At 65.3% G+C, this 25,402-nt stretch carries 25 protein-coding genes; 3 read left to right on the forward strand and 22 right to left on the reverse strand.

Annotated elements, in window-relative coordinates; genetic code table 11:
* Positions 1-21 precede the first annotated feature (21 nt).
* From NG697_RS03780 to NG697_RS03810, 7 genes are all read right to left on the reverse strand, one after another.
* Positions 22-918 carry an SseB family protein gene (locus NG697_RS03780; RefSeq protein WP_252564719.1) on the reverse strand — a complete coding sequence of 299 codons (897 nt, stop codon included), beginning with the start codon at positions 916-918 and terminating at the stop codon, positions 22-24.
* 8 nt (positions 919-926) lie between these two features.
* Positions 927-1,673 carry a bifunctional 1-(5-phosphoribosyl)-5-((5-phosphoribosylamino)methylideneamino)imidazole-4-carboxamide isomerase/phosphoribosylanthranilate isomerase PriA gene (gene priA / locus NG697_RS03785; protein ID WP_252611228.1) on the reverse strand — a complete coding sequence of 249 codons (747 nt, stop codon included), beginning with the start codon at positions 1,671-1,673 and terminating at the stop codon, positions 927-929.
* 57 nt (positions 1,674-1,730) lie between these two features.
* Positions 1,731-1,889: a CG2302 family histidine operon protein gene (locus NG697_RS03790; RefSeq protein WP_167349814.1), complete on the reverse strand. Its 159-nt coding sequence runs from the start codon at positions 1,887-1,889 to the stop codon at positions 1,731-1,733.
* Positions 1,890-2,621, reverse strand: a complete 732-nt coding sequence (gene hisH / locus NG697_RS03795) for an imidazole glycerol phosphate synthase subunit HisH (protein WP_252613652.1) — start codon at positions 2,619-2,621, stop codon at positions 1,890-1,892. It abuts the gene before it with no gap.
* On the reverse strand, positions 2,618-3,244 hold the full coding sequence (gene hisB / locus NG697_RS03800) for an imidazoleglycerol-phosphate dehydratase HisB (protein WP_058932709.1): 627 nt from the start codon (positions 3,242-3,244) through the stop codon (positions 2,618-2,620). Before hisB ends, hisH begins: the two co-directional genes overlap by 4 nt.
* Before the next feature lie 81 nt (positions 3,245-3,325).
* Positions 3,326-4,444 (reverse strand): histidinol-phosphate transaminase, encoded by a 1,119-nt coding sequence (locus tag NG697_RS03805; protein WP_252602087.1) that lies wholly within the window; start codon positions 4,442-4,444, stop codon positions 3,326-3,328.
* Between the two features lie 78 nt (positions 4,445-4,522).
* Positions 4,523-4,963 carry a LysM peptidoglycan-binding domain-containing protein gene (locus tag NG697_RS03810; RefSeq protein ID WP_252613653.1) on the reverse strand — a complete coding sequence of 147 codons (441 nt, stop codon included), beginning with the start codon at positions 4,961-4,963 and terminating at the stop codon, positions 4,523-4,525.
* A 349-nt stretch (positions 4,964-5,312) separates the two neighbouring features.
* Between NG697_RS03810 and lexA the strand changes: the two genes are divergently transcribed.
* Complete coding sequence (gene lexA / locus NG697_RS03815) at positions 5,313-6,059, forward strand: transcriptional repressor LexA (RefSeq protein WP_252611220.1); 747 nt, start codon at positions 5,313-5,315, stop codon at positions 6,057-6,059.
* A 13-nt stretch (positions 6,060-6,072) separates the two neighbouring features.
* On the opposite strand, the gene NG697_RS03820 is transcribed toward lexA, so the two are convergent.
* Both NG697_RS03820 and hflX read right to left on the reverse strand, forming a co-directional pair.
* Positions 6,073-8,130, reverse strand: coding sequence for an ATP-dependent DNA helicase (locus tag NG697_RS03820; RefSeq protein ID WP_252613654.1), 2,058 nt, complete (start codon positions 8,128-8,130; stop codon positions 6,073-6,075).
* Positions 8,123-9,688 carry a GTPase HflX gene (gene hflX / locus NG697_RS03825; protein ID WP_252613655.1) on the reverse strand — a complete coding sequence of 522 codons (1,566 nt, stop codon included), beginning with the start codon at positions 9,686-9,688 and terminating at the stop codon, positions 8,123-8,125. The genes NG697_RS03820 and hflX overlap by 8 nt, the downstream gene beginning before the upstream one ends.
* Before the next feature lie 440 nt (positions 9,689-10,128).
* Between hflX and NG697_RS03830 the strand changes: the two genes are divergently transcribed.
* A complete protein-coding gene (locus NG697_RS03830) occupies positions 10,129-10,743 on the forward strand; it encodes a class I SAM-dependent methyltransferase (protein WP_252611214.1) in 615 nt (204 codons plus the stop codon).
* Here NG697_RS03830 and dapF read toward each other — a convergent pair.
* The 6 genes from dapF to NG697_RS03860 form a co-directional block, all read right to left on the reverse strand.
* The gene (gene dapF / locus NG697_RS03835) at positions 10,724-11,668 is read right to left on the reverse strand and encodes a diaminopimelate epimerase (RefSeq protein ID WP_252611213.1); all 945 of its coding nucleotides are present in this window, start codon (positions 11,666-11,668) and stop codon (positions 10,724-10,726) included. The two genes, NG697_RS03830 and dapF, sit on opposite strands and share 20 nt — an antisense overlap.
* 9 nt (positions 11,669-11,677) lie before the next feature.
* On the reverse strand, positions 11,678-12,574 hold the full coding sequence (gene miaA / locus NG697_RS03840) for a tRNA (adenosine(37)-N6)-dimethylallyltransferase MiaA (RefSeq protein WP_252611211.1): 897 nt from the start codon (positions 12,572-12,574) through the stop codon (positions 11,678-11,680).
* Positions 12,575-12,577: 3 nt separating this feature from the next.
* Positions 12,578-14,125, reverse strand: coding sequence for a tRNA (N6-isopentenyl adenosine(37)-C2)-methylthiotransferase MiaB (miaB, locus tag NG697_RS03845; protein ID WP_252613656.1), 1,548 nt, complete (start codon positions 14,123-14,125; stop codon positions 12,578-12,580).
* Positions 14,126-14,202: 77 nt separating this feature from the next.
* Positions 14,203-14,706: a regulatory protein RecX gene (locus tag NG697_RS03850; protein ID WP_308293075.1), complete on the reverse strand. Its 504-nt coding sequence runs from the start codon at positions 14,704-14,706 to the stop codon at positions 14,203-14,205.
* A gap of 187 nt (positions 14,707-14,893) precedes the next feature.
* Positions 14,894-15,952, reverse strand: coding sequence for a recombinase RecA (recA, locus tag NG697_RS03855; protein WP_056342912.1), 1,059 nt, complete (start codon positions 15,950-15,952; stop codon positions 14,894-14,896).
* A 233-nt stretch (positions 15,953-16,185) separates the two neighbouring features.
* Positions 16,186-16,410 (reverse strand): DUF3046 domain-containing protein, encoded by a 225-nt coding sequence (locus NG697_RS03860; RefSeq protein ID WP_252602102.1) that lies wholly within the window; start codon positions 16,408-16,410, stop codon positions 16,186-16,188.
* Between the two features lie 41 nt (positions 16,411-16,451).
* Between NG697_RS03860 and NG697_RS03865 the strand changes: the two genes are divergently transcribed.
* The gene (locus NG697_RS03865) at positions 16,452-17,021 is read left to right on the forward strand and encodes a MarR family winged helix-turn-helix transcriptional regulator (RefSeq protein ID WP_252613657.1); all 570 of its coding nucleotides are present in this window, start codon (positions 16,452-16,454) and stop codon (positions 17,019-17,021) included.
* A 75-nt stretch (positions 17,022-17,096) separates the two neighbouring features.
* On the opposite strand, the gene NG697_RS03870 is transcribed toward NG697_RS03865, so the two are convergent.
* The 7 genes from NG697_RS03870 to NG697_RS03900 all read right to left on the reverse strand — a co-directional run bounded on the left by NG697_RS03870 (position 17,097) and on the right by NG697_RS03900 (position 25,401).
* Positions 17,097-17,549, reverse strand: coding sequence for a helix-turn-helix domain-containing protein (locus NG697_RS03870; RefSeq protein ID WP_111906474.1), 453 nt, complete (start codon positions 17,547-17,549; stop codon positions 17,097-17,099).
* Between the two features lie 152 nt (positions 17,550-17,701).
* A complete protein-coding gene (locus tag NG697_RS03875; RefSeq protein WP_252611200.1) occupies positions 17,702-18,181 on the reverse strand; it encodes a CinA family protein in 480 nt (159 codons plus the stop codon).
* 9 nt (positions 18,182-18,190) lie between these two features.
* Entirely contained in the window at positions 18,191-18,826 is a 636-nt protein-coding gene (pgsA, locus tag NG697_RS03880; protein WP_252611198.1) for a CDP-diacylglycerol--glycerol-3-phosphate 3-phosphatidyltransferase, read from the reverse strand.
* A gap of 9 nt (positions 18,827-18,835) precedes the next feature.
* Positions 18,836-21,757 (reverse strand): FtsK/SpoIIIE family DNA translocase, encoded by a 2,922-nt coding sequence (locus tag NG697_RS03885; RefSeq protein WP_252613658.1) that lies wholly within the window; start codon positions 21,755-21,757, stop codon positions 18,836-18,838.
* 130 nt (positions 21,758-21,887) lie between these two features.
* Positions 21,888-23,579: a ribonuclease J gene (locus tag NG697_RS03890; protein ID WP_252602113.1), complete on the reverse strand. Its 1,692-nt coding sequence runs from the start codon at positions 23,577-23,579 to the stop codon at positions 21,888-21,890.
* Between the two features lie 41 nt (positions 23,580-23,620).
* The gene (gene dapA, locus NG697_RS03895; RefSeq protein WP_252602117.1) at positions 23,621-24,529 is read right to left on the reverse strand and encodes a 4-hydroxy-tetrahydrodipicolinate synthase; all 909 of its coding nucleotides are present in this window, start codon (positions 24,527-24,529) and stop codon (positions 23,621-23,623) included.
* 125 nt (positions 24,530-24,654) lie between these two features.
* A complete protein-coding gene (locus tag NG697_RS03900) occupies positions 24,655-25,401 on the reverse strand; it encodes a carbon-nitrogen hydrolase family protein (protein ID WP_252611194.1) in 747 nt (248 codons plus the stop codon).
* Position 25,402 lies beyond the last annotated feature (1 nt).

The following is a 25,402-nucleotide window of genomic DNA, read 5'->3' on the forward strand; positions in this document are numbered from 1 at the left end:
GATCTCCGCGCCAACCGTCAGCTATTGTGCCGCGCGCCGCAACTTGATTTCGATCGAGTCAACACGCTCTCCAAACAATACATTCCGGGACCATGCCTGCTGGAGGCCGGACACCAGGTCCTGTACTGCCAAAGCGTCCAACCCATCCTCAAGGTGGAGCAGCACCTGAAGTTCCGGCCCGGCACCGCCCCCGGTGAGCGTGGCACCGGTACCGGTGAGGACGGCGACGCCGGAACCCGGGAGGAGGGCAAGCTTGCGCACCGCAGGGAAGGCGGCCGTTGCCTCAGCCATCTCGGCTGCCAACGCCGCGTCTGTGTAGGAAGGGATCCACTCCCGTTGTTGGGCCAGCGCCCAGACGGCGGGCCGCCGGACCACGAACGTGACCTCCGAGCCCGGATCGAGCACCAGCAGCTCGGCCCCCTCGGCCACGGCTGAGAGGGCAGCCCTGGCGGCGTATACCGCCACCGGCCGGGCTTCGGGGTGCCAGGCAGCCAAGGCATTCGCCGAGCTGAACGCCGGCATGGCCGTCCGGCCGTCGGCGGCCTTCAGGGTGACCAGCGCCATGTCCGCCTGTTTGTCCGACGTCAGGCCGTCGACGCCGGCCGCTTCCTCGCCGAGCTGGGCGATGATCGGGATAAAGACTCGGGCGGTGGCCAGCGAGGCCACCACAGCCGCTTCGTCGCCGTTGCCGTCAACCAGAGCCGCGACGGCGGCGAGGTAGCCTGCGTCGGCCGTGCCGTCGTCGTCCTCGAAGTTATGGATCCTGCCTTCGTCCCCGGCGAGGCTCCGGCCTTCCCACGGCCGGCCGGCCGAGTCAGTACGGCCGCCCGCGCCCGCCAAAGCCGCCGCAATGTGTCCGGGCAGATGGCGCGGCGGCGGCGATTCCGCTGCCGGATCGGCGTTGTGCGTGCTGTCCACGGAACCGCCTAGCGGCGGCCGGCGACGTCGAGGGCTTCGGGGAGCGTGAAGGCACCGGCGTACAGCGCCTTGCCCACGATCGCGCCTTCCACGCCCAGCGGCACCAGGGAGCGCAGCACTTTCAAGTCGTCCAGGCTGGAGATGCCGCCGGAGGCGACCACCGGTTTGCCGGTCTTCTCCACCATCTGGCGCAGGAGTTCAACGTTGGGACCCTGCAGTGTGCCGTCTTTCGTAACGTCAGTGACAACGTACCGGGAGCACCCGGCTTCTTCGAGCCGGCCCAGGACCTCCCAGAGGTCGCCGCCTTCTTTGGTCCAGCCGCGGCCTGCCAGCGTGGTTCCGCGGACGTCGAGGCCGACGGCGATCCTGTCGCCAAAGCGGTCGATGGCACTGCGGGTCCACTCGGGGTTTTCCAGCGCCGCTGTGCCGAGGTTGACGCGGGCAACGCCGAGGGCCAGCGCCGCTTCGAGGGATTCGTCGTCCCTGAGTCCGCCGGACAGCTCCACCTTGATGTCAAGCCGGCCCACCAATTCACGGAGCAGCCCGGCGTTCGAGCCCCGGCCGAACGCGGCGTCGAGGTCCACCAGGTGTACCCATTCGGCGCCCTGCTCCTGCCAGTTGAGGGCTGCCTCCAGCGGTGTGCCGTAGTTCGTCTCGCTGCCGGCTTCGCCTTGGACCAGCCGCACGGCCTGTCCGTTTACGACGTCGACGGCGGGCAGCAGTTCAAGAACCGGCAGATCGGTTGCGGTGGTCATCTCAAATCCTTTTGGGTGTTGGGTTGCTCGTGGAAGCGGAACTGGGGGTTGCGTGGGCTAGGTTCCAGGAAGCGTCAGCAGGTACGCGGCCAGCAGCGCCATGCCGGCCAGGACGTAGAAGCCCACCTGGGTCCAGAGCGGTTTGTGCTGCTGCCTGAAGGACAGTGCGCCGCCCACCAATAGGCCGGCCAGGCCCATCAGGACAATCGACCACATCTAGGCGGCGTCCGTGGCAGCTGGCTTGCGAAGGCCGTCCACCCAGTTGCGCAGCAGCCGTGCACCTGCGTCGCCGGATTTTTCCGGGTGGAACTGGGTAGCGCAGAGCGGTCCGTTCTCCACTGCGGCAATAAAGCGCGCGCCATGCTCTGACCAGGTCACCAGGGGCGCAGTCATCCGCGGCTGGATCACGTCGAAGTTCCAGTCCTGGACACCATAGGAGTGAACGAAGTAGAAGCGCTGGTCCGCGACGCCGGCGAAGAGTTTGGATCCTTCCGGAACGTCAACCGTGTTCCAGCCCATGTGTGGCACCACCTCAGCGGGAAGGAGTTCCACCTTGCCCGGCCACTCCCCCATGCCTTCAGCTTCTGTCCCGTGCTCCACCCCGGCCTCGAACAGAACCTGCAGGCCCACGCAGATTGCCAGGACCGGCCTGCCCCCGGCCACGCGCCGGCCGATCAGCCGGATGCCGTCCACGGCCTTGAGCTCGCGCATTACAGTCTCGAACGCGCCGACGCCGGGTACCACCAGGCCGTCGGCATTAAGCACGTCCTCCGGCTTGGAGCTGAGGATGACCTCGGCTCCTGCCCGCTCCAGGGCGCGCACGGCGGACCGGACGTTTCCCGAACCGTAATCCAGGACAGTGACCGTCGGCTTGCCTTCGGGCGACACAGGCTTCTTGCCGGTTGCCGGATCGATGACGGCGCCGTCCCGGAGAATTCGGCCGCTCACAGGGCACCCTTGGTGGAGGGGATTCCCTCCACGCGGGGATCGGGCTCTACCGCAGCACGCAGGGCGCGGGCGAAGGCCTTGAACTGCGCTTCCACAATGTGGTGCGGGTCGCGGCCCGCGATGACGTTCATGTGGAGGCAGATGCCGGCATGAAGCGTGATGGCCTCAAAGACGTGGCGGGTCAATGACCCCGTGAAGTGGCCGCCGATCAAGTGGTACTCCTGCCCGGCAGGCTCTCCGCCGTGCACCAGGTAGGGGCGGCCGGAGACGTCGACGACGGCGTGCGCCAGGGCTTCGTCGAGGGGCACGGTGGCCTCGCCGAACCTGCGGATCCCGGCCTTGTTTCCCAAGGCAGTGCGCAGAACTTCACCGAACGTGATGGCGACGTCCTCCACCGTGTGGTGGACGTCAATGTGGGTGTCGCCGGTGGCTTTGACCGTCATGTCAATGAGCGAGTGCTTGCAGAGCGCCGTCAGCATGTGGTCGTAGAACGGGACAGACGTGTCGATGTCCGAAACGCCTGTGCCGTCGAGGTTAATCTCCACGAGCACTGACGATTCACTGGTGGCACGCTCCATGCGTGCGGTCCGGGGCGCGGCAGCGTTCGATCCGGTGAAGCTCATGGTCATATGTCCTTTAGGCGAAGTCAGTGGTGCGAAAGCGAAGGAGATGTGCCGGCGCGCGGCGGCGCCGATACTTCAAGTTTAGGCGGGCAGCCCGGCCTGGCTGGCCAGGATGCGTTCCAGCGACGTCAGGAAGGCTGTGGTCTCCGTCTCAGTTCCCGCCGTGACACGCAGGTGGCCGGGGATGCCGACGTCGCGGATCAGCACGCCGTCATCCAGCAGCCGCTGCCAGACGTCATGCGGGCTGTCGAGGCCGCCGAAGAAGACATAGTTTGAATCGGAGGCGGCAGGTTTGAGTCCCAGTCGGGTCAGTTCCGAGACGATGCGGTCGCGCTGCTCCTTGATGTCCTCGACGTCGGCCATCAGCGCAGTGCGGTGCTTCAGGGCGGCGAGGGCTGTTGCCTGGGTGATGGCCGAAAGGTGGTACGGCAGCCGGACCAGGCGTAGTGCGTCCGTGACTTCAGGAGCGGCGGCCATGTAGCCCAGGCGGGCGCCCGCGAGGGCGAACGCCTTGCTCATGGTGCGGGACACGATGAGTCGCTCCCGGCCGGGCAGCAACGTAAGGGCGCTGGGCGTTCCGTCGTGGGCGAACTCGTGGTACGCCTCGTCAACGATCACGATGGTCTGGCTGGCCTCGCCGGCCGCGTACACGGCCTCCACCACGTCCAGGCCCAGGCCCGTACCGGTCGGGTTGTTCGGCGAGCAGAGGAAAACGATGTTGGGCTGAAGCTCTTTGACCTGCAACGCGGCCGATTCGGCGCTGAGCCCGTAATCGTCGGCCCGCTGCCCGACGATGTACCCGGTGTCCGTGCCGCTGGCCAGGAGCGGATACATGGAGTACGTGGGCGGGAATCCCAGGGCCGTCCGCCCGGGTCCGCCGAAAGCCTGGAGAATCTGCTGGAGGACCTCGTTGGACCCGTTGGCCGCCCAGATGTTGGTGGCATCAAGACCGTGGCCGAGATATTCGGCCAGCGCTTCCCGGAGTTCGGTGAACTCACGGTCCGGGTAGCGGTTGAGGCCCGCCGCGGCTTCCGTCACGGCCACGCTGATCGCGGCCCGGACGTCCGCCGGGACGCCATGGGTGTTTTCGTTGACGTTCAGCAGGATAGGTACATCCAACTGCGGGGCACCGTACGGGGTCAGTCCGCGGAGGTTGGTCCGGAGGGGAAGTCTGTTCAGACGCTCTAGCTGGTCATTCACCTGAACAGTTTAGGTCCGAAGCAGACGGCCGGAAAATGTGACGGCCTGCGGCGGCACACGCCCGAGCCCGCAGGCTCTTTACCTGGTGGGGACGAAGAGTTGCTGTCCGGGGACAACGCCGCCGGCGGAAAGGTTGTTCAACTGGGCAATATCCGCGATGACATCACGGGGATCACGCTCGGGCGCAACGGTACTGGCGATGGCCCAGAGTGACTGGCCGGCCTGCACCGTGACCGAGACTGTTGGCGTTAGCGACAGGTCGGCGGCAAAATCGGCGGCCTTTGCCGGGGCGTTGAGGAAACCTGCCAGGGAAAGCAGGATTGCGGCAAGAATCACCAGCGGGATGCCGATGAGGACAATCCGGCCCCTGCGGGTCAGGCGCAGCGGCGGCAACGGTTCCCTGCGCTGCCTTGGCGCCGAACCCGACGTCGAAACGGGTGCGGACCACTGCCGCGAGGTGAGGTCCTGCACGGAAATGAACTGCGGACGCGAGTCCTGCGAAGCAGATAAAGCTGACATGAAATGAGCCCTCCTGGACCATACTGTGCTGCCCGGCGCGCCCTCCGCGTCCACTTGCCGGTACCGGCCTGAGCCGTCCATAGATTCGAATATTCGAATCCGCAAGCAACGAGTAGAACACATGTTCGAACTTTGCTTCTTCATTTTTAGCACTTATCAACGAATATTGTCGAGACTCGCTAGAACAAATGTTTGAAAAAGCCCTGTGGCTGGCCTACGTTTGGATGAAAGAACAACCACCTCTGTAGTTCATCAGCAGGGTCTGACAATCAACTCCGACACCAGCCCCGGGGCGTTCCAGGCACCAGCGGCCGGAGCGGAGCCGGGCAACCGAAAGGCATTGGCGAACATGGCAGCACCAGCCGCCGAGGGCAAGGCGACACCGCAGCGCCGCCAACCCCCACGGACTCCCAAGGGGCTCACCGCCCGCCAAAAGAAGATCCTTGAAACCATCCAGCGCTCGGTGAATGACAACGGCTATCCGCCGTCGATGCGTGAAATCGGTGACACCGTGGGCCTGGCGAGTTTGTCGAGCGTGACCCACCAGCTCTCGCAACTGGAGAAGCTGGGATACCTTCGCCGGGACCCCAAGCGTCCGCGCGCCATGGAAGTCCTGATGCCGTTGACGCTTGACGGCGGGTCCCCTAAGGCGAACGGGACAACCAAGCCCTCAGTCCTGCACGGCATCGGCGGGACGGTCACCGAACTTCCCTCTGCCATGGACACCGCGATGGTGCCGTTGGTGGGCCGGATCGCGGCCGGCGGGCCCATCTTTGCTGACCAGGTGGTGGAAGATGTGATGCCCCTGCCCCGGCAGCTCGTGGGCCAGGGTGAGCTCTTTATGCTGCGCGTGGCCGGCGACTCCATGGTGGATGCTGCCATCTGCGACGGCGACTGGGTAGTGGTCCGACGGCAGGCAGACGCCTCCAACGGCGATATTGTCGCGGCCCTGCTGGACGACGAAGCCACCGTCAAGACCTTCCGCCAGCGCGATGGCCACACGTGGCTGTTGCCGCAGAACACCCAGTACGAGCCCATCCTGGGCGATCACGCCACAATCATGGGCAAGGTCGTCTCGGTCCTGCGGTCGCTATAGGACCTGCGCGCAGTCAGGCGCCCTTTCCGGCCAGCCTTTCCAGGGCGGCGAACGCGGTCTTGCGGTCCGTGGTGGGCCAGAACGGCGGCAGAGCGGCGCGGAGGAATCCGGCGTAGCGCTCGGTGGCCAGCCGGGAATCAAGCACCGCCACCACACCTTTATCTCTGGTGGAACGGATCAGCCTTCCCGCGCCCTGGGCCAGGCGGATGGCCGCGTGGGTCGCCGATACCGCCATAAAGCCGTTTCCGCCGGCCTGCGCAACGGCGCGGGACCGTGCGGTCATCAGCGGGTCATCCGGCCGCGGGAACGGGATGCGGTCGATCACCACCAGCCTGCATGATCCACCCGGAACATCAACGCCTTGCCACAGGGACATGGTGCCGAACAGGCAGGTATCGGGCTCGTCCGCGAACTGCTTCACCAGGGCCGTCATGGTGGAGTCGCCCTGGCAGAGAATGCTGAGGCCAAGCCGGGGACGCATCGCTTCAGCGGCCTCCTCGGCGGCTCGGCGCGACGAAAACAGACACAGGGCGCCGCCGCCGGACGCGCGGATCAGCGCCTCAAGTTCATCGAGGGCCTCCGGCGACGCCCCGCGGCCCGGCTTGGGGAGGTGCCCTGCGACGTAGAGGATCCCTTGTTTGGGATAGTCGAAGGGCGATCCGACATCGATCCCGCTCCAGCTGGGCGCGCCCTCCCCCACCAGTCCCAAGCCGCCGGCGGTCGGTTCAAAGGCTGAGCCGATGGCCAGGGTTGCCGAGGTCAGCACAACCGTGTGGCCGGCGAACAGCCCTTCGCGGAGCTTGCCGGCAACGCTAAGCGGCGCGATGTTGACCAGGACCGGCGCAGAGTCGTCGGGCTGCGCATAGCCCTGTTGCGGATCGAAGGAACTTGCGCGGGAAAACCACACAACCTCGCGGTTTTCACGGGCCACGATCAGCCGCTCGCACAGCTCGAGGATCAGCATCAGGCGTGAGCGCGCGAGCTGCCGCCCGCCGTCGGCCGTTTGGCTGCCGTCCCCCTTGGAATCGGACAGCGCGGCGCGGCAGGCCTCACGCAATTGGTCCACACAATCCAGCTGTTCGTCGTTGAGGCCATTCGGGAGCAGCCCGTTGGGCACGCCGGCCAAGGCGAGTTCCAGGTTGGCGGCAGCTGCGTTGAGGGCATCCACAGTGATGGCCGTGTGTTTCCGAGCGCCCGACGCCGCAGCGTGGACCATTGCCACGGAGAGTTGCCCCGATACCGCACCGGTGACCCGGTCCTGCAGTTCGTGGGCCTCGTCCACCACCACAACGTCGTATTCGGGAAGCACTGCCAGGCCTTCAAAGGCGCTGACAGCGAGCATGGCATGGTTGGTGACCACAACGTCGGCCTCGGCGGCGTCGTGGCGAGCCAGTTCGCTGAAGCATTCGGCTGCCATGGGGCATTTTTGGGCCCCCAGGCATTCCATGGACGTCACCGAAACTTGCCGCCAGGCCCGGTCAGTAACGCCGGGCAGGAGTTCGTCACGGTCGCCCGTGGTGGTCTTCTCCGCCCACTCGCGCAGGCGCACCACTTCCTTGCCCAGCTGGGACGAGGGCCCGCCCAATGCGGCGGCGAAATGCGGGACGCTGGTGTCTTCGCCGAGGGAGAACAGCTGGCCCTCGGCGGGTTCCTCGGAGGGGAACCCGCCTTCGAGCTTGTGCTGGCAGACATAGTTGGAGCGACCCTTGACCAGGGCCACCTTGACCGGGCGGTCCAGGGCAGGGGTGATGGTCTTCAGCAGCCGGGGAAGGTCGCGGCCCACAATCTGGGTCTGCAGCGCAAGCGTGGCCGTTGACACCAAGGTGGGTTTGTTGCTCACCAGCGAGTGCGCAATGAGCGGAATGAGGTAGGCCAGCGACTTTCCGGTCCCCGTTCCGGCCTGAACCAAGAGGTGGTCGCCGGTTTCGATGGCCTTGGCCACCTGCCTGGCCATCTCGTGCTGCCCACTGCGGCTTTGACCGCCCATGCCGGCCACGGCGCGGTCGAGCAATTCGATCACGAACTGCTCGCCGGCCGTACCTTTGACTTCCCCTGCCGCAACCTCAGTCATGGTTGATGAAGGGTTCCAGTTCAGCCGCAAGGCCCTCACGCACCATCACCAAAACACGGGTACCGTGCTCGCCGTGATCCAGGCTCAGGATCTCGGCATCGGTCTCGTGCAGTTTGCTGATCAGGTCACCGCGGTCGTAGGGAATAAGGAGCTCCAGCTTCACGCCGGGCCGCGGAATCCCCTCACTGATGGCATGCAGCAGTTCGGGGATCCCCTGGCCTGTGCGTGCCGAGACCACTATGTGGCGCGGCTCGCGCTGCTTGAGGCGCTCCACCACAAAAGGATCCGCGGCATCGGCCTTGTTCAGGACAATGATTTCGGGCACCTTGCGGGCATCCACTTCGCTGAAGACCTTGCGGACAGCGGCAATCTGGCCCTCGGGGTCCGGGTGGGACACGTCCACCACGTGCAGGATCAGATCCGCGTCAGCCACTTCCTCCAACGTGGAGCGGAAGGCCTCCACCAGCTGGGTGGGCAGTGAACGGACAAAACCCACGGTGTCCGCCAGGGTGTAGCCGAGGCCATCGGAGGTCTCTGCCTTTCGCACGGTGGGATCCAGGGTGGCGAAGAGTGCGTTCTCCACCAGCACGCCGGCGTCGGTCAGCCTGTTCAGCAGCGATGACTTCCCGGCGTTGGTGTACCCGGCAATCGCAACCGAAGGCACTGAATTACGACGGCGGTTGGCCCGCTTGGTCTCCCGCGCCGGCTTCATTGCAGCGATCTCGCGCCGCAGCTTGGCCATGCGGGTCCGGATCCGGCGACGGTCCAGTTCGATTTTTGTTTCACCCGGTCCGCGCGAACCCATGCCGGCGCCAGCGCCGCCCACCTGGCCACCGGCCTGGCGGGACATCGATTCACCCCAGCCACGCAGTCGTGGCAGGAGGTATTCGAGCTGCGCCAGTTCCACCTGGGCCTTGCCTTCACGGCTCTTGGCGTGCTGGGCAAAGATGTCCAGGATCAGGGCCGTGCGGTCAATGACTTTGACCTTGACAATGTCCTCGAGGCTACGCCTCTGGGACGGTGCCAGTTCGGCATCCACCACAACGGTGTCAGCCCCGGTGGCCATCACGATTTCCTTGAGCTCGAGGGCCTTTCCGGAACCCAGGAACGTGCCCGGGTCCGGTTTGGCACGGCGCTGCACCATCCCGTCCAGGACTTCCGAGCCTGCTGTTTCGGCGAGGGCGGCGAGCTCACGCAGGGAATTCTCCGCGTCCGCCAAGGTGCCTTCGGACCATAGCCCAGCCAGGACCACACGTTCGAGCCGCAGTTGCCGGTATTCGACCTCGGTGACATCTTCGAGTTCGGTGGACAGCCCGGCCACGCGCTTCAGCGCCCGGCGTTCCTCCCGGTCCTGCTGGTCGCCGTCGTAGCTGGTGTGTTCGTCGTCCAAGCGGGAGATCGCCTGGGCCCTGCCGAACACGCTCTTGTCACCGTCTGCGGCGATGACGTTCCTGGCCGGTACGTCCTTGGCGAGAATCCGGTCGATGACAGCTTGGATCTCCTCGGGACTCATGTCCTGGGCTGCTGGATCTGAACCGGTGTTGGGCTGGCTGGTCATGGTCTCCTTTGAAGTTTCGGCATTTTCAGAATAGTGCCGATCGTTGTTCAGTGGTGAAGTATTCGCGCTGGGCTGACGGCTTGCAGTCATCCGGGCCTCCTGGTCTGCTGCGCGCCGGTCGGGACCGGGCCGCGCAGGGAGTCTTCGCATCCGGGGATGCGTGGAGTGGTGGAAGCGCGGGCAAAACAGCAAGGACCGGCGGCGGCAGATCGCTCGAGTATTGCCCGGCGGCATACCAGATACGGAAGACCTGGCATGTGGCGCACTTGCGGAAGGTTAATACCTGCATCGCTGCGGGGCACGGCTTCGGAACAGGCGGCGTCCGGGAGGGACACCCGGCCGTGCCGGCTACTCGAAGATCAAGAACATGGGTTCAAGATTAGCAGAAGCGGTGCCCGCGGTTTCGCATTGTCCACCCCGGCCAACTAATCTGGCCAGTTATGGAGTCCGCACACTATTTCAGCGCATCGCCCGCCGGGCCGTTCACCCGCAAGCCGCTCACCGTGGAACTGGCCGGCGAGACACGCACGCTGCAGACGTCCGGCGGCATCTTCAGCCCCGACGGCATCGACAAGGGGACGGCGGTGCTCCTGGCCGAGGTCCCGGCCCCGGACCCCACAGGCAACCTCCTTGACATCGGCTGCGGCTGGGGGCCCATTGCCCTGACCCTCGCATTGCGGGCGCCACACGCCAAGGTCTACGCCGTGGACGTCAATGAACGCTGCATCACGCTGACCAACGAGAATGCGTCCCTGCTGGGCCTGGGCAACGTGCTGGCCAGCACTCCGGAGGCGGTGGACCCGGACCTGCGCTTTGACACGATCTGGTCCAATCCGCCCATCCGGATCGGCAAGGATGAACTCCACAGCCTCCTGAAGCTGTGGCTGCCCCGGCTGGCGCCGGGCGGCTCCGCGTGGCTGGTGGTCCAAAAAAACCTGGGCTCGGATTCGCTTCAGCGCTGGCTCGCGACGGAACTGGATGCATCCTTCGCCGTGAGCCGGGAGTCCACGTCCAAGTCCTTCCGCATCCTTCGGGTCAGGAAAGCGTCCCAGTAGCCACAATTACGGCGGGCCCGCTGAGCTCGACGTGCTCGTGCCCGCCCGCCCCGGCGAAGAACTTGACCCCGACCACGCCGCCCGGCACGTTGACCTGCCAGGAGTCCGGCGCTTCCGCCCCGGCCCAGTGCCGGATGGCCACTGCGGCGGCGCACGCGCCTGTTCCACAGGACTGGGTCTCGCCCACACCCCGCTCATGGACGCGCATGGTGATGGTGCCGATCCCCTTGTGGACCAGCGGTTCGGCAGGCACGACGAATTCAACGTTGGTTCCATTGGCCGGCACCGGATCGACCTTCGGAGCAGTGTAGAGCCTGGTGGCTTCCAATTCGGACAGTTCAGCCAGTGCCACCACGGTGTGCGGGTTGCCCATGCTCACTGACAGGGCCGGGCGGGGCACTTCCAGGCCGTCTGCGGTTACCAGCGAGTCCATGGCTTTCGCGGTCGCGTCGCCGGGGAAAATGAATTCCCACGCGCCCATGTCCACCGCATAGCTGTCCCCTGTCCGGACCACGGTCTTGACGCCGCCGCGCGTCCCGATGGTGAGCGCGCCGCCGTCGGGCAGGTCAACCAAGCCCTCGGCACGCAGGAAGTGCACAAATACGCGGACCCCGTTGCCGCACATTTCCGAGAGCGACCCGTCGCCGTTGCGGTAGTCCATGAACCATTCGGCCTCGGGGCTGCTCAGCAGCAGCTCGCGACCTTCGGAGAGGTACCGGGAGGGGACGGCCCGGATCAGTCCGTCGCCGCCGATCCCGCGGTGACGGTCGCAGAGCGCGGCTACCTGGCCGGCGTCGATGGTGTGGACGCCGTCTGGGTCGGCGACCAGCACAAAGTCGTTGCCGGTGCCGTGTCCCTTGGAGAAGCGGAGTCCGCCCAAGGTGTGGAAGACGGGCTCTGTGGTCTCTGCGGGAGTTGCGTCCATGGTCCTAGATTACCGGCTGAGAGCCACGGCCTGGGCCGCAAGGTCCGGCGCCTGCCAGTCCAGCCAAGTGATGCGGGGATCGGCGCGGAACCACGTGAGCTGGCGCCTGGCGAACTGCCGCGTGGCCACAATGGTGTCCTCGGCAGCCTCGCCAACTGTTGAACCGCCGGCGAGCACTTTCAGGAACTGGGCATAGCCGAGGGCCCTCGGCGCAGTTTTGCCGCCGCGGAGACCGGCCGTGTCCAGCTGGCGCACTTCCCCCAACAGCCCCTGGTCCACCATGTTGTGGACCCGCAGTGCCAGCCGTTCACGGAGGACGTCGCGGTCCACGGCCAGGCCGATCTGGACGGCAGGCTGGAAATACTCCCGCTGGGGCATAAAGGAACTGAAGGGCCGGCCGGTGAGCTCATGGACTTCGAGCGCCCTGATGATCCGGCGCGCATCGGAGACACGGCCCGCTGACACCGGATCCACCTCCCGGAGCCGTGCCAGGAGGGCATCCTGGCCAGCTTCATCGAGCTCAGCCTCGAGCCGCTGCCGGAGGACAGGATCCGTGCCCGGGAATTCGAGGACGTCGAGGGCGGCCCGCACGTAGAGACCCGAACCGCCCGCCAGAATGGCTCGCTTGCCGCGCGCGTGGATATCGCTGACAATGCTCCGGGCCTGCTGCTGGAAGTCTGAAACGCTGGCCTCCTCCGTGACGTCCAGGATGTCCAGAAGGTGGTGGGGAACACCCTTGCGCTCTGCCGGCGTGATCTTGGCGGTGCCTATGTCCATCCCGCGATAGAACTGCATGGCGTCGGCATTGATGACCTCGCCGTCCAGCTCCAGGGCAAGATTCACGGCTAGATCGGACTTACCTGACCCTGTGGGACCAACAACAGCAATAACCGGAGGCTGGACCACCGGTCAGCGGCTCCGTACCGGCAGCGTGGGCATCCCCAGCGAGACTCCGGTGCGGCCGGCGCCGCCTGCGGCAGCCGGCACGGGAGCGCCGCACGAATCTGCCTGGGACCTGTCCCAGGCGTCCCCCGCGCGGGAACGCCGCAGGCTGTAGTCCTGCAACGACGGGTCGGCCACGAGGTGGAAGGCTGCGGCCTCGGTGATGGTGACGGTGACCAGGTCCCCCGGACGCGGCACCTCTGCCCCCTCGGGAACGGAGAAGTGCACCAGTCGCTGGTCCTCGGACCGGCCGGACAGCCTGTGGGTTTCTTCGGACTTGCGCCCTGAGTGGGCGGTGACCATCACTTCTACCCGGCGGCCAAGCTGCGTGGCGTTTTCCTCGGCGGCGATCCTGTCCTGCAGTGCGGTCAGGCGTTCAAATCGCTCCTGGACCACGGCCTTAGGAAGCTGGTCCGGCAAGTCCGCCGCGGGAGTACCCGGACGCTTCGAGTACTGGAAGGTGAAAGCCGTCGCGAAGCGCGACTGCTCCACAACGTCAAGGGTGGCCTGGAAGTCTTCCTCGGTTTCGCCGGGGAAGCCGACAATGATGTCAGTGGAGATGGCGGCGTGCGGGATCTTCTCGCGGACCTTGTCCAGGATGCCCAAAAACTTGGTGGAACGGTAGGACCGTCTCATGTCCTTCAGGACTTTGTCGGACCCGGACTGCAGCGGCATGTGCAGCTGCGGCATCACGTTGGGGGTTTCGGCCATGGCGTCTATGACATCGTCGGTGAAGGCGGCGGGGTGGGGGCTGGTGAAGCGGACCCGTTCCAGGCCTTTAATTTCCCCACACGCGCGCAGGAGTTTGGAGAACGCCTGCCGGTCACCGAACTCCACACCGTAGGAGTTCACGTTCTGGCCCAGCAGGGTGACTTCGATGGCGCCGTCATCCACCAGGGCCTGGATTTCAGCCAGGATGTCGCCCGGGCGGCGGTCCTTTTCCTTCCCGCGCAGGGCCGGGACGATGCAGAACGTGCAGGTGTTGTTGCAGCCGACCGAGATGGAGACCCAGCCGGAATAGACCGAGTCACGCTTGGTGGGCAGGGTGGAGGGGAAGACGTCCAGGGATTCGAGGATCTCCAGCTGGGCTTCGTTGTTGTGCCGGGCCCGGTCCAACAGTGCCGGGAGGGCTCCGACATTGTGGGTGCCGAAGACAGCATCCACCCAGGGAGCCTTTTTCAGGATGGTCTCGCGGTCCTTCTGGGCCAGGCAGCCTCCCACGGCGATCTGCATACCCGGGTTGGCGGCCTTGACGGGCGCTAACATGCCCAGGTTGCCGTAGAGCTTGTTGTCCGCGTTTTCCCGGACCGCGCAAGTGTTGAACACCACGACGTCGGCCTGTTCACCGCTGGCCGGTACGTAGCCCGCTTCCTCGAGCATGCCGGCCATCCGCTCCGAATCATGCACGTTCATCTGGCAGCCGAAAGTGCGCACCTGATAGGTACGGGGCTGCTGGAGGGCTGGGTCGGCTGACGGGGCGGTACCGGATGCGGGGGAAGGAATGGTCAAACTCACCTGTTAAGGGTACCGGGTCGCTACGGTTGCGGGATCGCTCAGGTTGCCTTATCGGCGGGGGCACCGCTTCCCCGGGCCTACAGATCCAGCAGGCTGTCCGGTGCGTCTATCTGGGTCTCCGCATGTGCGTCGAGCACCTCGCCGACGATCCGGAACGCCTGCGACGGCTGATAGCCCTTGCGGGCAAGCATTGACGCCAGCCGCCGGGTGATCTTGTCCTGCTCGGCGCGGTCCGACAAATCCGTGCCTGCCCGGAGCTTGCGTTCCACCAGGAGCCGGGCCGACACTTCCTCGTCCGCGTCGGAAAGCTGTTCCAGTGCGGCGGCAGCGGTGTCCGCGTCAATTCCTTTGTCCGCCAGTTCGCGCCGGAGGGCCCCTTTGGCGAGCTTCCGAGACTGCGACCGGCTGCGCACCCACATGTCGGCGAACTCGGCGTCGTCAATGAGGCGGACCTCCTGGAAGCGGTCCAGGACGGCTTCCGCCACATCCTCCGGAATGTTCCGCTCGGCCAGTTTCCGCGCCAGCTGCAGCCGGCTCTTGGCCGAACTGGTCAACTGCCGCAACACAATGGCCCGCGCCACGGACGCTGGATCCGGTTCTGCCTCTGCGTTTGCCTCGGCGTCTCCGGCGATGGCAGCATCCGGATCGGGTCCATCCGGCCCGAAGCCGGGGCGTCCGCCCCGTCTCCGCTGCCGTCGCCCCGATCCGGTGTCCTGCCCGGCCGCACGCCATCCGGCGCTCTGCCCGGCCGTCACGTCAGGGGCGTCCCTAGAAGCCGTCAACAGCTTTCAGCTTCGGCGTGTCTTTGGCATCGGCTTCGGCGGGCTTGACTACCCCGACACCAAGCTTCTCCTTGATCAGGCGCTCCAGTTCGGTCGCCAGCTCTGGGTTGTCGCGCAGGAACCTGCGGGAGTTCTCCATGCCCTGGCCCAGCTGGTCGCCGTCGTACGTGAACCACGAGCCCGACTTCTTGATGATGCCGTGCTCCACGCCCATGTCGATGATGCCGCCCTCGCGGGAAATGCCCTGGCCATAGATGATGTCGAATTCGGCGATCTTGAAGGGCGGGGCCATCTTGTTCTTGACGATCTTGGCCTTGGTGCGGTTACCGACGGAGTCGGCACCTTCCTTGAGCGTCTGGATCCGACGGACGTCGATGCGGATGGACGCGTAGAACTTCAGGGCCTTACCGCCGGTGGTGGTCTCCGGGGAGCCGAAGAACACGCCGATCTTTTCACGGAGCTGGTTAATGAAGATGGCAGTGGTTTTGGTCTGGCTCAGGCGGCCGGTGATCTTACGCAGAGCCTGGCTCATAAGACGGGCCTGCAGACCCACGTGGCTGTCGCCCATGTCGCCCTCGATTTCCGCGCGCGGCACCAGGGCAGCAACGGAGTCGATGACGATGACGTCCAGCGAACCGGAGCCGATGAGCATGTCCATGATTTCCAGGGCCTGCTCGCCGGTATCCGGCTGCGAGACCAGGAGGGCGTCCGTATCCACGCCCAGCCTGGCGGCGTACTCGGGGTCCAGGGCGTGCTCGGCATCGATGAAGGCGGCAATGCCGCCCAGGCGCTGCGCGTTGGCAACGGCGTGCAGGGCCACGGTGGTCTTACCCGAAGATTCCGGGCCGTAGATCTCCACGACGCGGCCGCGGGGCAGGCCGCCAATTCCCAAGGCCACGTCCAACGCGATGGATCCGGTGGGGATGACCTCGATGGGGGCACGGACTTCATCGCCCAGCCGCATGACCGAGCCTTTGCCGAACTGCTTGTCAATCTGTGCCAGCGCTGCGTCGAGCGCCTTTTGACGATCCGGGGCTGCCGCCATGGTTCACACCTCTAATGCTTTCTCGCTTTGGAGTGGCCTCAGCGGCCATTTCTTGGTCATCTCTGACGCTAATGGCACCCGCTGACATTCTGGCCGGATGACATCGCCTATGTGGATAACCCACTACGAAAAGCATAGCTTTACCCGAACAGGTATTCGAACAGATCCGGCGGCGTGTCAGCGCAGAAAGGGCGCACGCGAGCCCGGGGAACGCTGTCCGGTTGGTGGCGGCGTCAGCCGCGCAGGGGTTTCACGTCGCGTCCCAGGCGCCGCTCCGGCGGCACATCCTGGACATCGCAGATGGCCAGCCACACCTGCCGGGGGCTCATTCCGGCCGCGAGGGCCTGGTCGGCGGTCCGCCCGCCGGCCCCGGCCAGGACCAGGGTGCTGCTCAAGACCCGGGAGTAGCCAGCCCCGAATTCGTCGTCCATAAGCCGCCAATAGTCACTGATCCGCACCAATAGAGTCTCTCACGGTCCCGGACCCTAGAATTGTTGCCATGAGCAACCCTGCCGACGGCCCTCCTGCGACAGGCCTTCCCGAAACCGGCCTTCCGGCAACGTCCCCTGCGGGGACAGGTACCGACAAGGACACCGTCGATGAGGCCCTGAACACCGTGGAACACCAAATCAGTCTCTTTTGGCGGCGCGCCCGGTCGGTGTCCCATCAGCTCTCGCGGCAGGTGCACCCGGACATGGAACCGGCAGCCTACGGCCTGCTTTCGGTCATCCGGCGCGAGGGACCCATCCGGTTGACAGACCTTGCCCTGAACATCGGAGTGGGCAAGCCATCCGTCAGCCGCCAGATCGCTTTCCTGGAAAGCATCGGGCTGGTGTTCAAGGAAGCTGACCCCCTGGACGGAAGGGCGCAGTCGATCCGCCTCACCGAAAAGGGCGAGGAAAAAATGCATCAGGTCCAGGATGCGCGCCGCCAGGATTTCCGTGAGCGGCTCGGTGAGTGGCCGGTCGGGGAACTGCAGACCCTCGCCGAATACATGGCAAAGCTCAACTCCCTCTTTGAACTCGACGGTTTCGCGAAGGACCCGTCCGCCGGCGACACGGCAAAATAGCCACCACACGCAACAAAGCCTCCGGCCCATGGCCGGAGGCTTTGCTGTACTTCCTGTCTGGCTCCTGCGGACGGCTTACCGTGCGCCGGAAAGCAGGCCCTTGGACAGTTCGTTGTTGAGTTCAGCGCTCAAATCGCGATCAAGGTCGCGGCCGTAGCGCTGTGAGAATTCCTGGGGAACGGTGTCCGGAACGGCAACGCCCTCGGCGACGGCGACACGGTCGCTGACTTCCCTGAGCATGCTGGACAGCGGCACGTCCAGGGCTGAGCAGATTGACGAGAGGAGCTCTGATGAAGCTTCCTTCTGGCCGCGCTCTACTTCGCTGAGGTAGCCCAAGGAAACACGGGCACTGTGCGAAACTTCACGGAGCGTGCGTCCCTGGCGCTGGCGTACATCGCGCAGGACATCACCGATTTCGTGACGAAGTACAACCATCTTGCGCTCCTTCTGTTCGCTCTTGGCCTGATCGGCGAGGCCCACATCCTTCCAGCGGACAACGCCGTTTATGGATACGGGCTGCTTTACCATCTGTATCGCCTTGCTCCCTCATGAGTTCGGTCCGCCGTGGAGCGAACCGTGGTGGTTTATTCATCCTAGGCGCCTCCGCTCTCCGGAAGCGACACAATGTAATAACTAATGGACACCGGGATTTGTTCCCGGCAACTTTACGCCCGGTAGCTTCAGGAAGATAGGGCCGCGATCAGGCTTTCCAGCGCAGCGCCACAAGCCTGTCCGCGGATCTCTGCGCGGTTCCCGGTGAAGGCGTATTCGACATATGACGCACCGTCCGCTGTGGCAACCCCGATGAACACCGTTCCCACCGCTTTCCCGTCGTGTTCCTCCGGGCCGGCTACTCCTGTGGTGGCAACGCCGATATCTGCATGCAGCGCAGTCCTGGCCCCGGCCGCCATGGCCGCTGCGACAGCACCGTCAACTGATCCGGCGGCGGCCAGCAGCTCTGCCGGAACGCCCAGGACGTCCACTTTGACGGAGTTCTGGTAGGCCACCACGCCGCCTTGGAGAATGCCTGAGGCTCCGGCTGTGTCGGCGAGAACGGCGCTGACCATTCCCGCAGTGAGCGACTCCGCGGTCGCTACGGTGCGGCCCATTTCCAAGGCATTTTTGACTGCCTGTTCCGCCAGGTGGTGAAGGTTGGTCACATCGGCTCCCTAGTTGCCAGTTGTAGTTTTTCCGGCCCGCTTGCCCTGTGACCGGATGCGCAGGGCTTCAATGACGTATTCGACGCCGGTCCATACCGTGATCAGTACGGCCACCATCATGACGGCGAAAGCCACCCAGACAAGCCACGGCGCCAGCGCGCCGAGCGGCAGGAGGTACAGGAAGATCGCGGCTGTCTGAACGACCGTCTTGAGCTTGCCTCCGCGCGAGGCCGGGATGACACCGTACCGGATGACAAAGAACCGAAGGGCGGTGATGCCCCATTCCCTGACGAGGATGACGATGGTGACCCACCACGGCAGTTCATTCAGGATGGAGAGCATCACCAGGGCTGAGCCGATGAGGAGCTTGTCGGCGATGGGGTCTGCAATTTTGCCGAAATTGGTGACGAGGCCGCGGCTCCTGGCGATGTCGCCGTCAAGCTTGTCGGTGTAGATGGCGACGGCGAACGCCACCACCGCGGCCCAGCGCCACGGCCCTGACTCGCTGTCCAGCCCGGGGGCGTCGGCGAGGAGGAACCAGACGAAGAACGGCACCAGGGCGATGCGCAGCATGGTCAGGATGTTGGGAAGATTCCAGATTCCTGGGCTGCTGGAGCCGGCGGCAGTTGCTTCGGTGCTAGTCACACTCCTAGGCTACCGTCCGGTGAGTGACCAAGCGTCTTCGGAACCGTCCTCGTCGTCGCCCGAGGTGCCGTCGGCGCCGTCGAAGTACTCAACCTTCTGGCTGCGCTGGTCCAGGTCCGCCTGCACGAGGTCCTCCGCATAACCGCCCTGGGCAATGTTCGCGTTGGCGTTGTCGCTGAGCGCTGCCGTCTGTGAATCAGCAACGGCCGGCGCGTCCTGGCCCTTCATGGCTGCCAGCACCGATGCGAGGTCGTCCGGCTTCACCAGGACGTCGCGTGCCTTGGACCCTTCGGAGGGGCCAACCACTCCCCTGGACTCCAGGAGGTCCATTAGCCGTCCGGCCTTGGCGAAGCCCACCCGGAGCTTGCGCTGGAGCATCGACGTCGAACCGAACTGTGTGGTGACAACCAGTTCGGTGGCCGAAAGCAACACTTCCAGGTCGTCCCCGATGTCGTCGTCGATCTGCTTCTTTGGCGCCTCGGGGGCGACATCGTGGCGGTAGTCGACCTTGAGCTGGCCCTTGACGTGTTCCACCACCTTGTGGATTTCAGACTCCGTGACCCAGGCGCCCTGGACACGCATGGCCTTGGAGGCACCCATCGGCAGGAACAGCGCATCGCCCTGGCCGATGAGTTTTTCGGCACCGGGCTGGTCAAGGACCACGCGGGAGTCCGTGACGGAGGACGTGGCGAAGGCCATCCGCGAAGGCACGTTGGCCTTGATCAGGCCGGTGACGACGTCCACGGAGGGCCGCTGGGTGGCCAGGACCAGGTGGATGCCGGCGGCACGGGCCAGCTGGGTGATGCGGACGATGGAGTCTTCGACGTCGCGCGGTGCCACCATCATCAGGTCGGCGAGCTCGTCAACAATCACCAGCAGGTACGGGTAGGGCCGGATGACGCGCTTGGAATCAACGGGCGGCTGGACCTTGCCGGCGCGGACTGCCTTGTTGAAGTCATCGATGTGCTTGAACCCATAGTTGGCGAGGTCGTCGTAACGGGCGTCCATCTCACGGACCACCCACTGCAGGGCCTCGGCAGCCTTCTTCGGGTTGGTAATGATGGGCGTGATGAGGTGCGGGACGCCTTCGTAGGCGGTCAGTTCCACACGCTTGGGGTCCACCATGACCATGCGGACCTCATCCGGGGTTGCCCGCATAAGGATCGACGTGATCATGGAGTTCACGAACGAGGACTTACCGGCGCCAGTGGCACCTGCGACGAGCAGGTGGGGCATTTTGGCGAGGTTCGCCACAACATAGCCGCCTTCGACGTCCTTGCCAACGCCCATCACCATCGGGTGGTCGGTCCGCCGCGCGTTCTGGCTGCGCAGCACGTCACCGAGGGAAACGGTCTCGCGGTCCGTGTTGGGGATCTCGATGCCGATGGCGGACTTGCCCGGGATGGGGCTGAGGATCCGGACATCGCTGGAAGCCACGGCGTAGGAGATGTTCTTGGACAGGGCGGTGACGCGCTCCACCTTGGTGCCCGGGGAGAGCTCGATCTCGTACCGGGTGACGGTGGGGCCGCGGCTGAAGCCGGTGACCTGTGCCTCCACGTTGAACTGGTTAAGGGTCTCGGTCAGCGAAGCCACAATGGCGTCGTTGGCTTCGGTGCGCTCCTTGGGGATGGAGCCCGGGGTCAGAACGTCCGACGGCGGCAGGGTGTAGGTGACGTCGCCCGCCAGTGAGAGTTGCTCGGTCCGCTGCGGAATGGGAGCCGGAAGGGGCATGGGCGTGACGGGCTTGGCAGGCACCTGGGCAACGGCAGCGGGTGCAGCGTTGAGTGAGCCGGCGGCCACCATCCCGGGTGTGACCAGCGGGATGGCCTCAGTGGCGTTGTCCTCTGCCGGAGCCCTCCCTGCAGTGCCGAGGCCCTGGGCCGCTTTGATTTTTTCGACGGCGATTTCCGCCTGGGTGGGGCGGCGCACGCCGGGAGCGGGGCGCGGCCCGCGGCCCGACTTTGCGTCAGTCTCGTCGTCGTCGATGACGGCGTGCTCAAAGGCTTCGTCACCCACGTAGCCTTCCAGCCCGGCGTCGGACTCGTCGTCCTTGCCGAAGAAACGCCGCTTCTTCTTCCGCGGCGCCGGGGTTGCCTTCGATTCCTCGAGGTAGCTGCGGTCGTGGCTGTCCCCGCCGTCGCCGGGTTCCTGGAGGTCCAGGCCCATCAGATGCTCATAGGCGCCCCGCAGGCGGCGTGGAATGGCCCCGAAGGGGGTGGCGGTAATGATGAGCAGCGAGATGAAGGCCAGCAGGCCGTAGATCACCACGGGCACTGCCGCGTGGATGGCCCCGAGGGGTGAGGCGGCCAGGAAGCCGAGCATACCGCCGGCCTGCCGGAGGCCGTCGAAGCCTTCGGCAACGGTGGGCTGCCCTCCCACTACGTGGGCAAGGCCGCAGCCCGCAAACGTCATGATGAGGAAACCGATCCCCACCCGGTTGTTTCCGCGGCCGTCGTCGGGCTGCCGGAAGAGCCGGAAGGCACACACAAAAAGCATCAGCGGCAATAGCAGTGACATCCAGCCGAAGGTGCCGTTGACCACGCCGTAGACGGCGTCGGGGAACCAGCCGGTCATTCCCCACCACGCGAAGGTGGCGATGAAGACGCCCAGGGCAAGGTTGAACAGGGCCGCGCCGTCGCGGCGCTCCTCCGCCGGCAGGTCGCTGACGTCGGAGCCGATCCTGCGGACACCGCCGCCGACCAGATGGCCCACGGCCAGCCAGGCGCCGCCGACAATACGCAGGAGCCAGGGTTGCCGCTGTTCGACGGCGGGAAGCTGGCGCGTGCGTGTGGTGCCGGCCGAAGAGCCAGCCCGGCCGCCGGTGCGGCTGGACGCTGTGGCGCCTGCACCGCGGCCCGCCGTGCTGCCGGTTTTGGCGCTGGATTTGCCGCCAGCGGTGCCTCGGGGCGCGGGAGTGGTACGAGTGGCCATACGTGCCACGGTACCGGAACTGGCGCGGTTTTCCGCGGATTTCCGGCTGTTCCCGGCCTCATGTTGCGGATGGGAAAGGCCCGGTTCTACAAGAACCGGGCCTTTGCCATTCCGCTTGCCTTCGGGGCTATTACGCCTCGAGGACCACCGGGATGATCATGGGCTTGCGGCGCAGCTTGCGGTTGACCCAGGTGCCGACAACTCGGCGGACAACCTGCTGGAGCTGGTGGGTGGTGTGGTCCGTGCGGTTGAGCACGGCTTCTTCCAGGGCGGCGTTGATCTTGGGGATGATCTCGTCGAAGACTGAATCGTCCTCGGCCACGCCGCGGGCGTGGATCTCGGGTCCGGAGACCACCTTGCCGGTGGTGCGGTTGATGACGGTGATGATGGAGATGAAGCCTTCATCGCCAAGTGTCTGGCGGTCTTTGAGATCCGCTTCCGTGACTTCGCCGACGCTGGAGCCGTCCACGTAGACAAAGCCCACTTCAACCTGGCCCACCACGTCTGCGCGGTGGTCCTTGAGGTCGATCACGGTGCCGTTGTCGGCAAGGATGACGCTGGCGGTGGGGACGCCGGACTCGATGGCGATCTTGCCGTTGGCGATCAGGTGGCGGGTCTCGCCATGCACGGGCATGGCGTTGAGCGGCTCAAGGATGTTGTAGCAGTAGAGCAGCTCGCCAGCGGCTGCGTGTCCGGAGACGTGCACCTTGGCGTTGCCCTTGTGGATGACGTCCGCGCCGAGCTTGAGCAGGCCGTTGATGATGCGGAAGACGGCGTTTTCGTTGCCCGGGATGAGGCTGGAGGCCAGAATGACGGTGTCGCCGTCGCCCACCACCACGCGGTGGTCACCGGCGGCCATGCGGGAAAGCGCGGCCATCGGTTCGCCCTGGGAACCCGTGGACATCAGCACCACGCGGTTGTCCGGCATGTTGTCGATGTTCTTGATGTCCACGAGGAGGCCGTCGGGAACGTCCAGGTAGCCGAGCTTGGCGGCGATGGCCATGTTGCGGACCATGGAGCGGCCCACGAAGGCCACCTTGCGGTTGTGCTTGGCGGCGGCGTCGAGCACCTGCTGGACGCGGTGGACGTGCGAGGAGAAGGACGCCACGATGATGCGCTTGGTGGCCTGGCCGAACAGCCGTTCCAGCGTGGGTCCGATTTCCTTCTCGGCGGTGGTGAAGCCTGGCACATCCGCGTTGGTGGAGTCGGACATAAAGAGGTCAACGCCCTCTTCACCCAGCTTGGCGAAGTGCCGGAGGTCGGTGATCCGGCCGTCCAGGGGCAGCTGGTCCATCTTGAAGTCGCCCGTGTGCAGGACAGTGCCGCCGGCCGTGCGGATGAACACAGCCAAAGCATCGGGGATCGAGTGGTTGACCGCGACAAACTCGCACTCGAAGGGGCCAAACTTTTCGACCTGGCCCTCTTCAACGGTCATCGTGTACGGACGGATCCGGTGTTCCTGCAGCTTGGCCTCGATGAGCGCCAGCGTCAGCTGTGAGCCCACCAGGGGGATGTCGGCGCGCAGCCGCAGGAGGTATGGAACGGCGCCGATGTGGTCCTCGTGGCCGTGGGTAAGGACAACGGCCACGATGTCGTCGACACGGTTCTCGATGTAAGAGAAATCGGGCAGGATCAGGTCAACGCCGGGCTGCGTCTCCTCCGGGAAGAGGACACCACAGTCCACGATGAGCAGTTTGCCATCAATTTCGAACACGGCCATGTTGCGGCCGATCTCCCCCAGTCCGCCCAGCGGAACGATCCGGAGGGTGCCTTGCGGCAGGCGTGGAGGCGTGACAAGGCCGGGAAGGGCGGTTTGGGTCATAGTGCACTACTTTCCAGGCGGAAGGGTGCTGGTCTTAGCCCTCAGGGAAAGACCAGCCCCGCTTCCGCCAAATCCTCGCGGATGGTTACGATCTCGGCTTCGTCCGGCTCCACGAGGGGCAAACGGACAATCGAGTTGGGCAGGACTCCCTGCCATTTAAGAATTTGTTTGGCTGCAACGGCTCCCTGGACGCGGGTCATCGTTGCCCTCACAACGGGCAGCAGCTCGAAGTTGATCTTACGCGCGGTTTCGAAGTCGTTCGCATTGATGGCGTCGATCAGCTCGCGGAAGCGGCGCGTTGCGACGTGGGTTGTCACACCCACGAGCCCGACGGCGCCAAGGGACATCCACGGAAGGGTCAATCCGTCGTCGCCGGAGTAGAAGTACAGGTCCGTCTCTGCCATCACGCGGCTGGCTGCCATGAAATCGGCTTTGGCATCCTTGACGGCGACGATGTTCGGGTGCTGCGCCAAGCGGATCATGGTTTCGGGCTCGATCGCGATGGAGGAGCGGCCCGGAATGTCATAGAGCATAACGGGCACATCGGTTGCGGAGGCGACGGTCTCGAAGTGTGCCCGGACCCCGGCCTGGCTGGGCTTGTTGTAGTACGGCGTGACGAGCAGCAGGCCGTCGACGCCGAGCGCTGCCGCCTGCTGGGAGAGGCGCACCGAATGTGCGGTGTCGTTCGTCCCGGTGCCGGCGATGATGGCGGCGCGGTCTCCGACAGCCTCCTTGACAGCGCGGAACATGCCAAGGTTTTCTTCATCCGAGAGGGTGGACGTTTCGCCGGTGGTCCCGGTGACGACCAGGCCGTCGCAGCCATCGTCCACAAGCTTGGTGGCCAGTTCGGCCGCCTGCTTGTAGTCCACGGCGCCATCCTTGGTGAAGGGCGTGACCATAGCGGTCAGGAGCGTACCAAGGGCAGGAGCGGTGGCGGATTTGTGAGGCATGGAAAAAACGTTACCCTGTCGGCGGCTGGTTAGGACAATGGGGACGGCGTGATCCGCGTCAACTAGCGGGCCGCGATGCCCTAGGGAATGGGGTCAGCACGCACCGCAGATCGACCCCCGCAGGGTCAGCGGAATTTCCGCAAGGCACTCCGTTGCAGGATGGCGGTGACTATTTCGGTGCCTGTTCCGGCAGCCTTTTTCATTTCGAAGCCATCCGGTCCCCAGAACCCGCTGAGGCCGCAGGTGGGGCCCAGCGCCGTGTGTCCGCCAAGGTTCGCCAAGATGGCGAACATCCTGTTGTCCATGGCCCTGGCTCCGAGATGCAGGCCAAGCCGCCGTTCTTCCGCCTGCGTGTACAGGGCCGAAACGGCATAGATATCCGCGCCGGCCTGGGCTGCCCCGGTGGAGTGGTCCGGAATCGCGGCGTCAAAACAGATGGCCAGCGCGATCTTCCAGCCATCCAGCTCGATCACGACGGCACCGTCGCCCGCGGCAAAGGCCTCCCGCTCCGGGCCGTGGAGGTGGGTTTTGAACCCGAGTCCAGTGGTGCCGTCGGGGTGGATCACGAGACTGGCGAGCCGCGGCGTGCCGTCAGGTTCCCGATAGGCAGCACCTGCCACGGCGGTGATCCCCGTCCGGCGGCAGATTTCGTGGAGATCGGCCAGGCGCGGGTCATCGCGTTGAAGCCACGAGTCGTCAACAGCCAGTAGCGCCAGGTTGTACCCCGTCAACGACAGCTCAGGAAACACCACCAGCCGGGCACCGTGGGATTCGGCGTCCTCGACCAGCCGGACGTGTTCTTGCACGTTCGGGATAATCCCGCCTTCCAGCGCCTGGTACTGCACGGCAGAGACGGTCAGGGCATCAATCACC

The organism is Pseudarthrobacter raffinosi, from assembly GCF_023913835.1.
Classification (GTDB): Bacteria; Actinomycetota; Actinomycetes; order Actinomycetales; family Micrococcaceae; genus Arthrobacter; species Arthrobacter raffinosi.

What these genes read in the sequence shown, in the direction of transcription:
- priA (WP_252611228.1), bottom strand. Translation starts at nt 1,673, where the DNA reads ATGACCACCGCAACCGATCTGCCGGTTCTTGAACTGCTGCCCGCCGTC.
- NG697_RS03790 (WP_167349814.1), bottom strand. Translation starts at nt 1,889, where the DNA reads ATGTGGTCGATTGTCCTGATGGGCCTGGCCGGCCTATTGGTGGGCGGC.
- hisB (WP_058932709.1), bottom strand. Translation starts at nt 3,244, where the DNA reads ATGAGCTTCACCGGATCGAACGCTGCCGCGCCCCGGACCGCACGCATG.
- NG697_RS03810 (WP_252613653.1), bottom strand. Translation starts at nt 4,963, where the DNA reads ATGTCAGCTTTATCTGCTTCGCAGGACTCGCGTCCGCAGTTCATTTCC.
- lexA (WP_252611220.1), top strand. Translation starts at nt 5,313, where the DNA reads ATGGCAGCACCAGCCGCCGAGGGCAAGGCGACACCGCAGCGCCGCCAA.
- NG697_RS03820 (WP_252613654.1), bottom strand. Translation starts at nt 8,130, where the DNA reads ATGACTGAGGTTGCGGCAGGGGAAGTCAAAGGTACGGCCGGCGAGCAG.
- hflX (WP_252613655.1), bottom strand. Translation starts at nt 9,688, where the DNA reads ATGACCAGCCAGCCCAACACCGGTTCAGATCCAGCAGCCCAGGACATG.
- NG697_RS03830 (WP_252611214.1), top strand. Translation starts at nt 10,129, where the DNA reads ATGGAGTCCGCACACTATTTCAGCGCATCGCCCGCCGGGCCGTTCACC.
- dapF (WP_252611213.1), bottom strand. Translation starts at nt 11,668, where the DNA reads ATGGACGCAACTCCCGCAGAGACCACAGAGCCCGTCTTCCACACCTTG.
- recA (WP_056342912.1), bottom strand. Translation starts at nt 15,952, where the DNA reads ATGGCGGCAGCCCCGGATCGTCAAAAGGCGCTCGACGCAGCGCTGGCA.
- NG697_RS03865 (WP_252613657.1), top strand. Translation starts at nt 16,452, where the DNA reads ATGAGCAACCCTGCCGACGGCCCTCCTGCGACAGGCCTTCCCGAAACC.
- NG697_RS03870 (WP_111906474.1), bottom strand. Translation starts at nt 17,549, where the DNA reads ATGGTAAAGCAGCCCGTATCCATAAACGGCGTTGTCCGCTGGAAGGAT.
- NG697_RS03885 (WP_252613658.1), bottom strand. Translation starts at nt 21,757, where the DNA reads ATGGCCACTCGTACCACTCCCGCGCCCCGAGGCACCGCTGGCGGCAAA.
- NG697_RS03890 (WP_252602113.1), bottom strand. Translation starts at nt 23,579, where the DNA reads ATGACCCAAACCGCCCTTCCCGGCCTTGTCACGCCTCCACGCCTGCCG.
- dapA (WP_252602117.1), bottom strand. Translation starts at nt 24,529, where the DNA reads ATGCCTCACAAATCCGCCACCGCTCCTGCCCTTGGTACGCTCCTGACC.